Annotated in this window: 14 protein-coding genes; 7 read left to right on the forward strand and 7 right to left on the reverse strand. The window is 60.1% G+C overall.

Translation table 11 applies throughout. The annotated features are described in order from the left end of the window. The first annotated feature begins 15 nt into the window (after positions 1 to 15). From ACN0SO_RS04215 to ACN0SO_RS04225, 3 genes are read left to right on the forward strand one after another with little or no spacing between them, the layout of a single operon-like run. Positions 16 to 1,548: an AMP-binding protein gene (locus ACN0SO_RS04215; RefSeq protein ID WP_417674825.1), complete on the forward strand. Its 1,533-nt coding sequence runs from the start codon at positions 16 to 18 to the stop codon at positions 1,546 to 1,548. Next, on the forward strand, positions 1,545 to 1,928 hold the full coding sequence (locus tag ACN0SO_RS04220; protein WP_417674827.1) for a MaoC/PaaZ C-terminal domain-containing protein: 384 nt from the start codon (positions 1,545 to 1,547) through the stop codon (positions 1,926 to 1,928). Before ACN0SO_RS04215 ends, ACN0SO_RS04220 begins: the two co-directional genes overlap by 4 nt. Next, positions 1,925 to 2,296, forward strand: a complete 372-nt coding sequence (locus tag ACN0SO_RS04225) for a phosphate acetyltransferase (RefSeq protein WP_417674829.1) — start codon at positions 1,925 to 1,927, stop codon at positions 2,294 to 2,296. Before ACN0SO_RS04220 ends, ACN0SO_RS04225 begins: the two co-directional genes overlap by 4 nt. 3 nt (positions 2,297 to 2,299) lie before the next feature. Here the strand turns inward: ACN0SO_RS04225 and ACN0SO_RS04230 are convergent, their stop codons facing one another. The 6 genes from ACN0SO_RS04230 to ACN0SO_RS04255 all read right to left on the reverse strand — a co-directional run bounded on the left by ACN0SO_RS04230 (position 2,300) and on the right by ACN0SO_RS04255 (position 8,164). Beyond that, positions 2,300 to 3,136 carry an alpha/beta fold hydrolase gene (locus ACN0SO_RS04230; RefSeq protein ID WP_417674831.1) on the reverse strand — a complete coding sequence of 279 codons (837 nt, stop codon included), beginning with the start codon at positions 3,134 to 3,136 and terminating at the stop codon, positions 2,300 to 2,302. Continuing rightward, complete coding sequence (locus tag ACN0SO_RS04235) at positions 3,133 to 4,194, reverse strand: branched-chain amino acid ABC transporter permease (RefSeq protein ID WP_417674833.1); 1,062 nt, start codon at positions 4,192 to 4,194, stop codon at positions 3,133 to 3,135. Before ACN0SO_RS04235 ends, ACN0SO_RS04230 begins: the two co-directional genes overlap by 4 nt. 11 nt (positions 4,195 to 4,205) lie before the next feature. Then, positions 4,206 to 5,234 carry a branched-chain amino acid ABC transporter permease gene (locus ACN0SO_RS04240; RefSeq protein WP_417674835.1) on the reverse strand — a complete coding sequence of 343 codons (1,029 nt, stop codon included), beginning with the start codon at positions 5,232 to 5,234 and terminating at the stop codon, positions 4,206 to 4,208. Then, a complete protein-coding gene (locus tag ACN0SO_RS04245; protein ID WP_417674837.1) occupies positions 5,231 to 5,956 on the reverse strand; it encodes an ABC transporter ATP-binding protein in 726 nt (241 codons plus the stop codon). The genes ACN0SO_RS04240 and ACN0SO_RS04245 overlap by 4 nt, the downstream gene beginning before the upstream one ends. Next, complete coding sequence (locus ACN0SO_RS04250) at positions 5,956 to 6,726, reverse strand: ABC transporter ATP-binding protein (RefSeq protein ID WP_417674839.1); 771 nt, start codon at positions 6,724 to 6,726, stop codon at positions 5,956 to 5,958. Before ACN0SO_RS04250 ends, ACN0SO_RS04245 begins: the two co-directional genes overlap by 1 nt. Before the next feature lie 238 nt (positions 6,727 to 6,964). After that, positions 6,965 to 8,164: a substrate-binding domain-containing protein gene (locus ACN0SO_RS04255; protein ID WP_417674841.1), complete on the reverse strand. Its 1,200-nt coding sequence runs from the start codon at positions 8,162 to 8,164 to the stop codon at positions 6,965 to 6,967. Between the two features lie 401 nt (positions 8,165 to 8,565). Between ACN0SO_RS04255 and ACN0SO_RS04260 the strand changes: the two genes are divergently transcribed. Continuing rightward, the gene (locus ACN0SO_RS04260; protein WP_417674843.1) at positions 8,566 to 9,195 is read left to right on the forward strand and encodes a glutathione S-transferase family protein; all 630 of its coding nucleotides are present in this window, start codon (positions 8,566 to 8,568) and stop codon (positions 9,193 to 9,195) included. Between the two features lie 72 nt (positions 9,196 to 9,267). Here the strand turns inward: ACN0SO_RS04260 and ACN0SO_RS04265 are convergent, their stop codons facing one another. Next, on the reverse strand, positions 9,268 to 10,641 hold the full coding sequence (locus ACN0SO_RS04265) for an aminomethyl transferase family protein (protein WP_417674845.1): 1,374 nt from the start codon (positions 10,639 to 10,641) through the stop codon (positions 9,268 to 9,270). 108 nt (positions 10,642 to 10,749) lie between these two features. Between ACN0SO_RS04265 and ACN0SO_RS04270 the strand changes: the two genes are divergently transcribed. The 3 genes from ACN0SO_RS04270 to ACN0SO_RS04280 all read left to right on the forward strand — a co-directional run bounded on the left by ACN0SO_RS04270 (position 10,750) and on the right by ACN0SO_RS04280 (position 13,384). Then, the gene (locus tag ACN0SO_RS04270) at positions 10,750 to 11,973 is read left to right on the forward strand and encodes a LysR substrate-binding domain-containing protein (protein WP_417674847.1); all 1,224 of its coding nucleotides are present in this window, start codon (positions 10,750 to 10,752) and stop codon (positions 11,971 to 11,973) included. A gap of 438 nt (positions 11,974 to 12,411) precedes the next feature. After that, positions 12,412 to 13,014, forward strand: coding sequence for a MotA/TolQ/ExbB proton channel family protein (locus ACN0SO_RS04275; protein WP_417674849.1), 603 nt, complete (start codon positions 12,412 to 12,414; stop codon positions 13,012 to 13,014). Next, positions 13,004 to 13,384: an ExbD/TolR family protein gene (locus tag ACN0SO_RS04280; protein WP_417674851.1), complete on the forward strand. Its 381-nt coding sequence runs from the start codon at positions 13,004 to 13,006 to the stop codon at positions 13,382 to 13,384. Before ACN0SO_RS04275 ends, ACN0SO_RS04280 begins: the two co-directional genes overlap by 11 nt. Positions 13,385 to 13,388: the final 4 nt, after the last annotated feature.

Consider the following 13,388-nt stretch of genomic DNA (forward strand, 5'->3'; position numbering starts at 1 on the left):
TGTTGGGAGGACATGATGGAATGGCTTACGGACATGGCGGCAAAAAGAGCCGAATTGTCGCCGGATAAAACCGCCTTCGTCGACCATGACACGGGGGCGAAGTTCACATTTTCAGACGTCAACGATCGCGCCAACCGCACCGCCAACGCGCTCCTGTCCTTGGGCGCGCAGAACGGCGACCGGATCGCTGTCCTATGCCTTAACAGGGCCGACTTCTTCGTCCTCCTGTTTGCCGCCCAGAAGACCGGGATCATTCTTGTCCCCTTGAACTGGCGTCAGCCGGAAGCGGAACTGGAACCGATCCTTGCGCTTTCCAAGGCCAAGCTGATCATTCATGACGACGAGTTTCGCGAAACCGCTCTGAACCTGGCAAATACCCTCAATCTTCCGCGTTACGCATTTGGGTCGAAGGAAGCCGACGGTCTGGACTCGTTGATTATCGGAGCATCGCCCGATCCGGTTGGCGATGGCCGCATCGCCGCAAGCGCGCCGTGGTATCTGTTGTTCACCTCCGGTACCACCGGCATGCCCAAGGCGGTCATCCAGACCGCAGGCATGGCCTGGGCGAACACGATCAACTACTCCCAGGCAACCGGCCTCTCCGGCGCCGACCGATGCGTCAATTATCTGCCGCTCTTCCATACCGCCGGCATCAACCTGCCCACCCTGCCCCTCTTCCTGCTTGGCGGTCTGTCCTACGTCTTGTCCAAGTTCGATGCCGATGCGGTTGTCGATCTCCTGGCGAAGGGCGAACTCACATCCTTTTTCGCCGTTCCCGCGATCTATCAGGCGCTCGCACTGCACCCGCGCATCGACGACGTCGATTTCTCGAGGCTGAAATCCCTCGGCTGCGGCGGCGCGCCGGTCCCGGCCCACCTGCTGACCGATTTCCTGGATCGTGGCGCAACCATCTGCAATGGCATGGGCATGACCGAGACGGGTCCGACCGTCTTCCTGATGGATCCGGAAAATGCGGCGGACAAGATCGGCTCCGTCGGTAAGGCACAGATCCTGTCCGAAGTCCGGCTTGAAGATGCAAATGGCAAGATTGTGGAGGGCGCGGGCGAAGGCGAGTTGCAGCTGCGAGGACCTGGTATCACCCCGGGCTATATGGACAATCCGGAAGCAACTGAAGCCGCCTTCACCGGGGACGGCTGGCTCAAGTCGGGCGACGTCGCCCGCCGCGACGAAGACGGCTACTACTACATCGTCGACCGCATCAAGGACATGTACATTTCCGGTGGAGAAAACGTCTATCCCGCCGAGGTGGAGAAGGTCCTGACCACCCATCCGGCGATCCTCGAGGCCGTCGTCATTGGGGTCGAAGACGAAAAATGGGGTGAGGTCGGCGCCGCCTTCCTGGTCCAACGTCCGGGCACAACCATCGACACCGCAGGCCTGACGGCCTGGTGTCGCGAGCGGCTCGCCCCCTACAAGATCCCGAAAAGTTTCCAGGTGGCGAATGACCTGCCGCGTACTGCCGCCGGCAAGGTCCGCAAGAACATCCTCAAGGAAACCCTCGACAAAGAACCGGAGACCGTCCGTTGAACGCACCCCATCCAGCAATCGAGGAGCACTGGGTCCCGACCCAGCAGGATTTCGACGATTTCGCCCGGCTTTCCGGTGACGACAACCCGATCCACGTCGACCCGGCCTTTTCGGCAAGCACCCGATTCGGCCGCACGGTCTCCCACGGCATGCTGCTCTATTCCCGCGTCTACGGCCTCCTGCGCAAGCACTGGCCCGGCGCGCACCACACCATGCAATCGCTGATGTTTCCCAATCCGTCATACGCCGATGAGGAACTGCTGTTCCGTCTCTGCCCCTCCTCGGACGATCCGAACAGAATTCAGGTCGAGGTGAGCCGCAAAGCGAATGGACTCGTGACCCTCTCGGGCGAATGCCTTATCTCCGGAGACGTTCAATGAATTTCGAAGTTGGACAAACCAAGAAGGTCACCCGGACTTATACCGGTACGGACATGACCGATTTCGCCCGTCAGGCAGGGTTGGATGGCGACGTGCCGCAAACGGTGCCCGGGCCGCTGATCGGCGCGCTGTTTTCCTATCTGCTCGGGGTGAAGCTCCCCGGCCCAGGTACCAACTACCTGAAACAGGACATGCGCTTTCTCGCGGACGCGCCCCTCGGCGAGGCCCTGACCGCGTCTGTGACCATCACACGGCTGCGTCCGGAAAAGCATCTCGTCGATCTGGAGACCGTCTGCGTGACCGAAAACGGCACCCGCGTCTGCGAAGGCCGCGCGCTCGTCTACGTGGAGGACGTCGGCAAGGCGTAAGACTCAAGTTCGGAAGGGTGCTGCGAATTCGCCATCTTGTCCGGCTTTGCCCAGTAAACCTGTCAGCCAGGTATTGAAGGCGACGGCCTCTTCCAGATGGGGACAATGCCCCGACTGGTCGAAAACGCGCAAACTGACGTCTGGTACATGGGCTGCATGCCAGTCATGCACCCCTGCCCCATAGAGCGCGCTCCTTGCCCCGAATGCCAGATAAAGCGGGATATCGAGCCGAGCCAGAAACGACCGGAAATCCTGTGCGGTCAGAGATGCCCACATGGGCCTGAGCAGGTTCGGATCGGCCTTTCCGATTTCCTGCCTGGCAAAGGCCAGAAGCTCCGGATCCGGTACCAGCTCTCGGGCAAAGATACGCTCCGCGACCCTGGGCGCGAGCTTCGGCCAGTCAGGCACCATGGCTTCCAGAACATGGACATTACGCCCGGCATCAAGGCCTCCGAGAGAGCCGTTCGGCCAGTCCGGCGCATTCAGCACCTTGGGCGACATGTCGATGGCAACGATCTGCCGAAGGCCATCGGTGCCGTGACGCTCGGCGTAAGAATAGGCGACATGGGCGCCCATGGACCAGCCGCACAAGGTGACCGCGGACAGGTTTCGGTTTGTAATCAGCTCCGACACGGCGTCGGCGGCCGCTTCGATCGTCAGTGGCAGCCGCGAGCCGGTTTCCCCGTGACCGGGCAGATCCGGCACCAGCAAGCGGACCTTGTCCGACAAGGCCTTTATCTGAGGATCGAAGAATCCGCCATGGCACGACCAGCCGTGCAGAAGGACAAGCGGTGGACCACTCCCCTCGTCTACCCGGACATGGAGACCCGTTTCACTCATCCGCGCGAAGCCCGCAGCCGGCCGACAATTCCCGTCGGGAAGAAATAGACCGACAGGATGAAGAGCACGCCGAGCCACAGCAACCAGCGATCCGCGGCAATCAGGTCGGACACGAAGGGAATGAAGCTGGTCGCGTCGGAGGCAACGCCCATCAGTTCCTGGAGATAAGTCTGCGCCAGAATGAAGATCGTAGCGCCCAACACCGCGCCATAAAGCGTGCCCATACCGCCGATCACCACCATCAGCAGGATATCGATCATGATCTCCATGGACAGCGTGGTCGCAGGCCCGGTGTAACGCAGCCAGATGGCCAGCAGCGATCCCGCAAGGGCGGCGATGACTGCCGAGAGCACCGTCGCCGTCGTCCGGTACCAGACGACCCGGTAGCCGATGGCCTCCGCCCGGAACGCATTGTCCCGAACCGCCTGCAGGGTCCGTCCGAACGGAGAATTGACGATGCGCAGCATCACCAGGAACAGGCAGGCCGAGGCAAAGAAGATCAGATAATATGCGAGCAGCTTCCCGTCGATCCGGACATCGAAGATCTTGGCTTTCATCGGCTTGAAGGCCGGCGTCAGGACACGCGGGATCTTGTAGTTGAGACCGTCCTCGCCACCGGTCAGCCAGGACATCTGCGAGACCAGGACCGCGAAGGCGCTGGCGACCGCAAGCGTCACCATGGCGAAGAAGATCGCCTTGACGCGCAACGAAAACAGACCGATTGCCAAGGCAAAGATCGCGGCGACGACGGCACCCGCGGCCGTACCCCACAGGATCGACATGAAACTCGGCCCGGTTACCGACAAGGCCAGCGCCGTTCCGTAGGCACCGATGCCGAAAAACATCGTATGGGCGAAGGACACGATCCCCGCATACCCGAGCAGCAGATCGTAGCTCGCGACCAGCGCGATGAAGATGCATATCCGCGCCGCTGTCTCCAGGGATTTTGTACCCGGAAACAGGAAGGGCGCAAAGGCGAGCGAAATGACGATCGCCAGAAGCAGGAGCGTCAGGACCCGGCTTCGCGGTCTGTCGCCGGAGAGCAATCTCGTGAGCATGGGCGATCTCCTCACTTCGCCTTGACGACGGGGTAAAGCCCCTGGGGCCGCCACATCAGGATGACCACCATCAGGCCGATGGTCGAAACCAGCGCGACCTTGGGCGCAAGGAAGGCGGTGTAGTTCGACAACAGGCCGACCAGCAGCGCACCTATGAAACAGCCTTCGACGGACCCGAGCCCGCCGATGATCACGACGATGAACACCAGCACCATGATTTCCTGCCCCATGTGGGCCGTAATCGTCTCCTGGTAGAGGCCCCACATCACACCGCCGAGGCCGGCAAGCGCGGACCCGGCCATGAAGACCATCAGGAACAGGCGCCGGATCCGGTAGCCGAGCGCCTCGACCATCTCGCCGTTTTCGACGCCGGCGCGCACCAGCAGGCCGATCTTGGTGGATTTCAGCACGTAGCGCATGGCGAGAAACAGGACGAGGCCGATCCCGACGGCCACCAGCCGGTATTTTTCGACCGCCGCTTCTCCGATGACGAACGAGCCCTGCAGGCTTTCCGGCCGCGCCACATGCATCTCGTCCGGACCCCAAAAGACATAGATCAGTTGCTGCGCGACGATGAGACCACCCATGGTCACCAGGATCTGTTTCAGGTGTTCGCCATAGACCGGCATGACGATCACCCGCTCGAACGCATAGCCCATGACCGCGGTCGCAAGCATTGCCACCAGGATTGCGATGAAAACGGCAGACAGATTGAGGAAGACGCTCGGCGCAGACGTCCACCCCCCCAGCCAGATCAGGACGGTAAAGCCGACAAAAGCGCCAACCGAGATGAAGGCGCCGTGGCCGAAATTGATCACGTCCATCAGCCCGAAGACCACCGTCAGACCCGAGGCCATGATGAAGATCATCAGCCCCATGGCGAGGCCGGCGACGGTCAGCGTCAGCCAGGTCGCCGGATTGCCGACCGCAATCAGCCCCAGCAGCGCAAGCGCGGGAACCAGCATGACGGGAAGCTTTTCGATCACGCGCTCGCCAAGAGGCGCCTTCTCGATGCGCGGCTTGATCGCTGCGTCGCTCATTGATGCGCCTCCAGGCTCAGACCCATGAGCCGTTCTTGCAGATCCTTGTCGGCAACCATTTCCGCCATGTCCCCGTCGTGAATGATCCTGCCGTCGTCCATGACGGCAACCGTGTCGCCGACGCTCGACGCCATGGAGAAATTCTGTTCGACCAAAAGGATGGTCGTCTCCGTTTCTTTCAGTTCCTTCAGTGCGTCGGTCATCGCGTTGATGATCGCCGGCGCGAGACCCTTGGTCGGTTCATCGATGAGGATCAGGACACGCGGCTCTACGATCGCCCGCGAGACCGCGAGCATCTGTTTCTGACCGCCGGACAGATTGCCTGCGGACGCATTCCAGAAGGTGCCGATCGGCGGGAACAGCTCCTGGATCCAGGCAAGCCTTTTCGGATCGATCGGTCCCCTGGTTGCAGCCAGGGTCATGTTCTCCGCCACGGTCAGTTCCGTGAAGATCCCCATGTTTTCCGGAACGAATGCGATACCGGCCCGGGAGATCGAAGGCGTTTCCAGCCGGGTGATGTCCTTGCCCTCAAAGGTGATCGATCCGCTGCTTGCGGTCCACAGTCCCATGATCGTGCGCAATGTGGTCGTCTTGCCGGCGCCATTGCGGCCGAGCAGAACGGAAACCCCGCCCTTGGGAACGGTCAGATCCACCCCCTGCAGAATATGATAGGGGCCGATATGCGTATGCACGCCTGAGAGCTGGAGAAGCGGTTCGGACATCATGCGGCCTCCGGTGCCTTGCCGAGATAGGCTTCCTGCACGATCGGCATGGCGATCACTTCGGCCGGTTCGCCGTCGGCCACCAACGCTCCGTTGTGCAGAACGATGATCCGGTCGGCGAGCGAGCGGATCACGTCCATCTTGTGTTCCACCAGCAGAATGGTGCGATCCATGTCCTGCTTCAGCGTCTTGATCAGATCCAGGATCACCGGTACTTCGTCGACGCTCATGCCGGCGGTCGGCTCGTCGAACATGAGAACCTGGGGACCGAGGGCGATCATCATCGCCACCTCCAGTTTCCTCTGGTCGCCATGGGGCAGCACCGCCACGACCTGATCGGCCACATCGATCAGCTTGACCTCCGCCAGCACATGCTCGGCCCGCTCGATCAGCTCCACATGGCTTTCCGCGATCGACATCATGTCGAAGCCCTGGCCGGCTTTCGCCTGGGCCACGAGGCGGACGTTTTCCCGAACGGTCAGGGATGGAAACAGATTGGTCAACTGAAACGCCCGGCCGATCCCGCGGTCGGTCCGTTCGGGAACCGATACCCGGGTGATATCCGCGCCATTCAGGATGACCTTGCCGGCGGTAGCCTTCAACTGGCCGGAAATCAGGTTGAAATAGGTTGTCTTGCCGGCGCCGTTCGGACCGACAATGGCGGTCAGCGTGCCGCGCTGAAACGCGCAACTGACATGATCGACGGCGACATGACCGCCGAAACGGATGGTCAGATCGCGCGTTTCGAGAATGGGATGTTCGCTGGTCACGAGTCCGGCCTGTTGCTTGTTGTGATAGGTCGTGGCCGATGGGGCTCAATAAGGGCCCATCCCTAGAGACATCAGGCTGAACCGGTTTTCGGAAACGCATTCGTGGTTGGATAAAGCCGAATACGCTCCCTTATGCCGTTCCGTTTATGCCGCATCACCAGGAAGCGGAAATCGTTGCCGGTCTCAAGGGATGGGCGCTCGGGGAAAGGGTTGGATGATCTTCCCCCGAACGCTGATCTTACTGGTTGCGAATGGGGATGTTCATGTCTTCGATCTTGAGCTCACGCACAAGTTCCGGAATGCCCCATTCGACATTCGGGTCCACCTTGATCTTGAAGTGATACATGGACTGCAGCGCCTGGTGATCTTCCTTGCGGAACATCATCTTGCCCTTCGGCGTCTCGAATTCCATGCCTTCCATAGCAGCGATCAGCGCTTCGGTATCGGTGGAACCGGCCTTCTTCAGCGCATCGACAATCGCGATACCCGCAGACATGCCACCCGCGGTGAAGAAATCCGGCGGCGCATCGTAGCGCTTCTGGTGTTCGGCAACGAGCCAGTCGTTCACCGGGTTCTTCGGAATGTCGTAGTAGTAGTAGGTCGCACCTTCCATGCCCGGCAGTTCCTTGAAGGCCTTCATGGCCGCCAGGATATTGCCGCCCGTGGCGATCTCGACACCGTAGCGGTCCGGATCCATGGCCTTGATCTTGCCGATCGGATTACCGCCGCCGGCCCAGATCACGAACAGAAACTTGCGGCCCGGTTCGTCCTTGAGCGCATCGAAGACCCGCTGCGCGCTGGCGGTAAAGTCTTTGGTGTCGGTGGGAGCGTATTCCTCGAACACCAGCTTGGCACCGGTCCCGGCCAACGCTTCCTTGAAGGCCGCCACGCCGTCGCGGCCGAAGGCATAGTCCTGGGCAAGCGTGGCAATTGTCACGTTTTCCCCGCCGAGGGCGACTGCGTTCGCAATCGCATCCTGGGACGAGTTGCGGCCCGTGCGGAAGATATAGCGGTTCCAGTTCTCGCCGGTGATGCTGTCGGCAACCGCCGGCTCGACAATCAGCACCTTCTCGTATTCTTCGGCCACCGGAAGCATCGCCAGAGCGACACCGGAGGAGACCGGTCCGACGGCGATATCCGCCTCGTCATCGCCAAAGGCTTCAGCCAGCGCAGCCTTGCCGATATCCGGCTTGAGCTGGGTGTCCTTCTCGATGACCACCAGCTTGTTGCCATTGACTTCCATGGTACCGTCGGTGGCGTACTCAAGACCCATCATCAGCCCGACATGGGACTGTTTGGCATAGGCCTCGTAAGGCCCGGTCTTGCCGTAGACATGGGCAATCTTGATGTCATCGGCCTGCGCGCCCCCTGCCCCGGCGGACAGAGCCAGCAGGCCTGCGAATACGGTCCCGGTTAGCCGTTTGTAATCGAACGTCATACTGAAATTCCTCCCGTGTCAGCCCGGCTGAAGGCTATCTCAGCGTCTCTCCAATCCCCCTCCAGGAACGAGAAGACCAGCCGGCACATGCGAATTATATGAAACATGAATCAGTATTCATGTCAATCGACGCAGGAACGCCACATGGAGGATATTTCCGGTCCTTCGCAGAAGATGCTTTCGCTGGCACCTCATTCTGTGTGGTCCAGCGATTGTTCTGGGAAACCGGCTCAGTGCCGCGGTTCACATGGTCGTGCCCATGGCATATCGTACGAAATTTGGTGCTGAAAGATCCAAAACCCCAACCTGACCATTGCGGAGCGCGCAGGAAAACTAAATCATGGCAAGGACAAGCTTTTCATGAGCGCAGACGGACACATCAAACCGGGGAGCCCATCCGCATGATCGATCTTTACACCTGGACCACACCGAACGGGCGAAAGGTTTCCATACTTCTGGAGGAGCTCGGCGTCGACTACACCAGTCACCCGATCAACATCATGGAAGGCGATCAGAACAAGGCGGAGTTTCTGGACATCAGTCCGAACAACAAGATTCCGGCTATCGTCGACCGGGACAACGGGTTGAAGCTCATGGAATCCGGCGCGATCCTGACCTATCTCGCCGACAAATATGGAAAATTCCTCGCCCGCGACGGAGAGCAGCGGTTCCGCACCCTTGAATGGCTGATGTGGCAGATGGGCGGCCTCGGCCCGATGCTCGGCCAGGCCCACCACTTTTGCCATTTCAATCCGGGCAAGGCCGAATATGCCGAGGAACGCTACGCCGCTGAAGCCAAACGCCTCTACGGTGTTCTCGAGCAGCGCCTGGAAGGCCGCGACTACATCGTCGACGATTATTCCATTGCCGACATGGCCTGCTGGCCCTGGATCTCCCGCTTCGAGTGGCAGAAAATCGATCTGAACGACTTTCCGAACGTGAAAGCCTGGTACCAGCGGATCGCGGCCCGGCCCGCGGTGCAGGCCGGATACGACGTGCCCAAAGCGACCACCCCTATTCCCATGCCCTGAATGGATCACAAATAAAAACCGCCGGAGAGTTTCCTCTCCGGCAGGCGCAACGTCCAGTGCTTTCGACCGCGGTTACTTCTGGGCCCGGTATCCGACGCGCGAAGCCTCGTGGATCGGCCACGGATGAACCTCCGCGCCGATCTCGATCTGCCTGTGTTCTTCCACATGAGGCTTATCGGTACCGCCGTTCGCCTCGCCCCAGAGAATGTCGAGCTTCGTTCCCTGCTCCGCGAGGTCGGCGCGCACCATTGCAAGCGAGATCCAGGCCCGTTCGTTTGCCGAATAGACCGGATAGGTCGAAATGCCGACCATCTCGCCATCGAGCAGAACCTGATCGTATGGGTGGGCCGCATAGTTGCCGGTCGGCAATTCCATCAGCTTGGGTGCCGGAAACTCGTCCATCATTCCGGCAAAGATCTTCAGGACGTCATCCTTGTTCCAGACCAGCGTCACCTTCGTCCGATGCTCCTCACGGGCCATCTTCTCAAGAGCTTCGCGACCGATGAAATCGTGATCGAATTTGACCACACGGCCATAATCGAGATCCCAGGGCGTCAGGTAGAATTCTTCCACATTGTCCGGCTGGAAACTTCCGCCCACCGAACAGACCGCCTCGAAGCTGGTCGCCGGCAGCCACTCGCGGTAGCCTTTCATGGCTTCGCCCGTATAGATCGCCGGCAGAGGAGACGGAATCCAGCCGGATTCCATCGCCGAGGTTGAATAGGCGCGCGATCCGGCCCTGAGCAGACCGTATTTCTTGCCGACTTCAAGCAGCCGATCGTAGACCTTCTGACCTTCCTCATAGGGACCCCAGATTTCCAGCCCCTGGGCGCCGCCCATGCCGTGGCAGAGCGTCCTTGCCTTGCAGCCGGCAATGGTGATTTCGCCCATGTTGAAAAACTTGGTGGTCAGCGGACCGCCTTCATTGACCTCGTTGAGGAGATCGAGCGCCAGCGGACCCTGAATTTCGTAGCGGTAGAGTTTGCGCGGCTTGTCCGGGTTTTCCAGGCTGCGAATATCGAATTCAGTGGTGACGTCGAAATCGCCGATTTCCGCCTGATACGCGATCCAGTTCGCGAGCGGCGGACGACCGATATAGAGATACTCGTCATCCTCCAGACCGAAAAGAATGCCGTCGCCGATCACATATCCGTCCGGGTTCACGCAAACGAGCTGCTTGGCCTTGTTGCGTCCGAACTTCGCAAAGCTGTTCACCCCTACATAGGACAGAAGCTTGAGCGCATCTGGACCGCGCACGTAAAGGTCGGTCATATGATAGGACTGGTTCAGCAGAACCACGCCGTTGCGCCAGGACCGCACCTCTTCGATCCAATTGGTGTACTGCGGCGCGATCGGAAACGCATAGGCGCCTTCCTGCGCATTCTGCAGCATGCGGGACGGATTACCGATCCGTTTGATTTTATCTTCCAGCGATTTGTCGGCCATTATCTGGCGGTCCTCCCTTGGTCATTCTCCTCTCCACGACTAGCATCCCGTTCCGGTTCTATCTTATGCTCATTTCGAATAATCGTCTTCATTTTGGTAATATCGGATATGCAGCGCGATAAACGGCTGACGCTCAAGCACATACGCGCAATCGACGCGGTCGCCTCGGTCCGCGGTTTCGCGCAGGCGGCGGACCGGCTGGCCACAACACAACCAGCGATCTCACGGACAGTAGCTTCGGCGGAAAACCTGCTCGGCGCGCCCTTGTTTCAAAGAGGCTGGGGCGGAACCGAACCGACCGCACTTGGAGAAAACGTGCTGCGCCACTGCTCCAATGCCCTGAAGCTGATTCAATCGGCCGAAGACGATATCGAGGCCATCAGCGGCGTCCGGCCCCGGCTCGTTACCTTCCTGCGGTCTCATCATCTCGATGCGGTGGCCTCGGTCAGGACATTCGGCACCGCTTCCGCGGCCGCCGCACATCTTGGCATCACCCAACCCGCCGTCAGCCGCGCCATCGGGGCGGCAACGGAATATTCGAAACAGAATCTGTTCGAACGCAAGCGAACCGGACTGGAGGCGACGGCGCAGGCCCGCCGTCTGAAGGAACTTCACGACGCACTGGAACGGGAACTGACCGCCATTGAAAGCCTGGTGAATCGGCCAAGGACCGGTTTGATCGGTCGGCTTTCTGTGGGAATGCTGCCCTTTTCCGGACAGGATCTCATCGCCAGGGCCTTCGGTGAGTTGACGAAGAGCAACCCGGACCTCCGCCTCATTGCTGTCCCCGGCAGCTATACAATGCTCGCGGAAGCCCTGCGGCGCGGCGAGCTGGACTGTATGGTCGGCGTCCTGCGAAATCCCGCGCCCTATCCGGACCTGCAGGAAACCTATCTCTATGAGGAGACATTCACGCTGGTGGCAAGGAGCAACCATCCCTGCCATCGAAAGAACCTGTCGATTGCCGACCTGCGCGACGAAAGCTGGATCGTGGCCCAGCACGGAACACCGATACGGAAGTATTTCGAGGCCCTTTTTCGAAGCGTGGGCGCGGTGCCTCCCACCCAGACCTGCGAGATCCATTCCTTCACCAATGCGGAGAAAATGATCGTCAACAGCAATTCCATCGCCCTTCTGTGTTACGGCGAACAACAGCTGAAGACACTGCCGGATGGCCTGAAAAAGCTGGATGTCAACCTGCCGGACGCGCTCACCCCCGTCGGCATCACATATCGAAAGGCCGGAGGCTCGAGCGAAGTGCTGCAGTGTTTTGAGAAGCTGCTGCGCACCCTCCTCGGCCCAATGCCCCGCAATCCGGTCGCGTCCCGGTAGGAAACCAACGACCAAATGCGTCCGGCCCATCTGGCCGTTAATTCCTTCTTGCCAAACCTCACCGCTTGAGCAACAATACCTGAAGCCAATACTCATGTTTAGTAGCCAGACAATTCAGGTTGAATGCGCCCCTGTCCGTCAGGGACCGGCATGACATTCCCAAGACTGGCAAACGGCCGCACCCACGTACCTCATTCTTCCATTCAGCCCCCCTGGAGGGTCGGAAGGTCCGGCAGTCGAGGTAAGCCCAATGGCATGTCGCAAACGCGACCTGAGTTCATCCGATACCTTTAAACTCCGATCCATCTAATGGAAATTGCGATGTTTTCATCTTCTCTAAATGATCTGCCCGCCTTTGTGTTGCCTCTGGCGGATCTGGTACGTTCAGGCGGCCCTGTTGTGGCCCTCCTCCTGATTTTGTCAGTGGTGGCGTTTGCCTTGATCATTGCAAAACTGCTGCAGTTCCAGCTGTTGGGCGTCGGCCGCCATGGTCCTTCGCGCAAGGCGCTCGACCTGTGGCTGGACGGAGCACATCCGGAAGCCCTGAAACAGGTTTCAGCCAGCAGGAGCGTCCTGAGCGACATCCTGCAGAAGCTCATGCGCCGCAGGCTTCACGCCAGCACCGATAGCGCCCACCTGAAGGAAGATATCGAGCGCGTCTGCAATGCACGCATCAATACGCTACGTGCCTGGCTCAGGCCCCTGGACATGATCGCCCAGACCGCACCTCTGATCGGGTTGCTTGGAACCGTGCTTGGTATGATCGAAGCCTTTCAGGCCATGCAGGGCGCAGGAGCCGCCGTCGATCCTTCGGTGCTTGCGGGCGGCATCTGGGTCGCGCTGCTGACGACCGCCGTCGGCCTGACCATCGCCATTCCCGCCTCGGCGATCGTCGGCTGGTTCGACGGCAGGATCGAGGCGGAACAGGCGGAAATGGAAGCCACGGTCACCGCCTTCTTTACCGGAGCCGCAGCGGACCGCGGAAAGGCCCGTGTCGTTGCCCTGGATGCCCAGCTTGCGGAGCCGAGGTATGCGACTTAGCAAACCCTCCCGGAGAAAGCCGGTCGGTCTGACGTCGCTGATCGATGTCATCTTCCTGCTTCTGCTGTTTTTCATGCTGACGTCCAGCTTTACGCGCTATCAGGCCATGCCGGTCGCAAATGGAGGCGAAGGCGGCGGCGCCGACATCAAGCCGGCCTATTTCCGCATTCACGACAGCAGCAGGATGGATCTCAATGGCCAGTCCGCCGAACCGGAAAACCTGCCGCGGCTGTTTTCGTCTCTGGCCGCTGGCGAGAAGCCGTTGCTGGCCATCTGGTCAGGACCGGACGCAAGGGTCCAGGACGTCGTCGATGTCATGTCCGCGGCCCGTCGGGAAGGTCTCAACACCGTGATTGTGACCGGAAAGTAGGAAA

The organism is Roseibium sp. (assembly GCF_048260565.1).
GTDB lineage: Bacteria > Pseudomonadota > Alphaproteobacteria > Rhizobiales > Stappiaceae > Roseibium.

Coding starts and splice junctions, on each gene's coding strand:
- ACN0SO_RS04215 (WP_417674825.1), top strand. CDS start 16: ATGGAATGGCTTACGGACATGGCGGCAAAAAGAGCCGAATTGTCGCCG.
- ACN0SO_RS04270 (WP_417674847.1), top strand. CDS start 10,750: ATGCAGCGCGATAAACGGCTGACGCTCAAGCACATACGCGCAATCGAC.
- ACN0SO_RS04230 (WP_417674831.1), bottom strand. CDS start 3,136: ATGAGTGAAACGGGTCTCCATGTCCGGGTAGACGAGGGGAGTGGTCCA.
- ACN0SO_RS04225 (WP_417674829.1), top strand. CDS start 1,925: ATGAATTTCGAAGTTGGACAAACCAAGAAGGTCACCCGGACTTATACC.
- ACN0SO_RS04235 (WP_417674833.1), bottom strand. CDS start 4,194: ATGCTCACGAGATTGCTCTCCGGCGACAGACCGCGAAGCCGGGTCCTG.
- ACN0SO_RS04240 (WP_417674835.1), bottom strand. CDS start 5,234: ATGAGCGACGCAGCGATCAAGCCGCGCATCGAGAAGGCGCCTCTTGGC.
- ACN0SO_RS04255 (WP_417674841.1), bottom strand. CDS start 8,164: ATGACGTTCGATTACAAACGGCTAACCGGGACCGTATTCGCAGGCCTG.
- ACN0SO_RS04260 (WP_417674843.1), top strand. CDS start 8,566: ATGATCGATCTTTACACCTGGACCACACCGAACGGGCGAAAGGTTTCC.
- ACN0SO_RS04280 (WP_417674851.1), top strand. CDS start 13,004: ATGCGACTTAGCAAACCCTCCCGGAGAAAGCCGGTCGGTCTGACGTCG.
- ACN0SO_RS04245 (WP_417674837.1), bottom strand. CDS start 5,956: ATGTCCGAACCGCTTCTCCAGCTCTCAGGCGTGCATACGCATATCGGC.
- ACN0SO_RS04265 (WP_417674845.1), bottom strand. CDS start 10,641: ATGGCCGACAAATCGCTGGAAGATAAAATCAAACGGATCGGTAATCCG.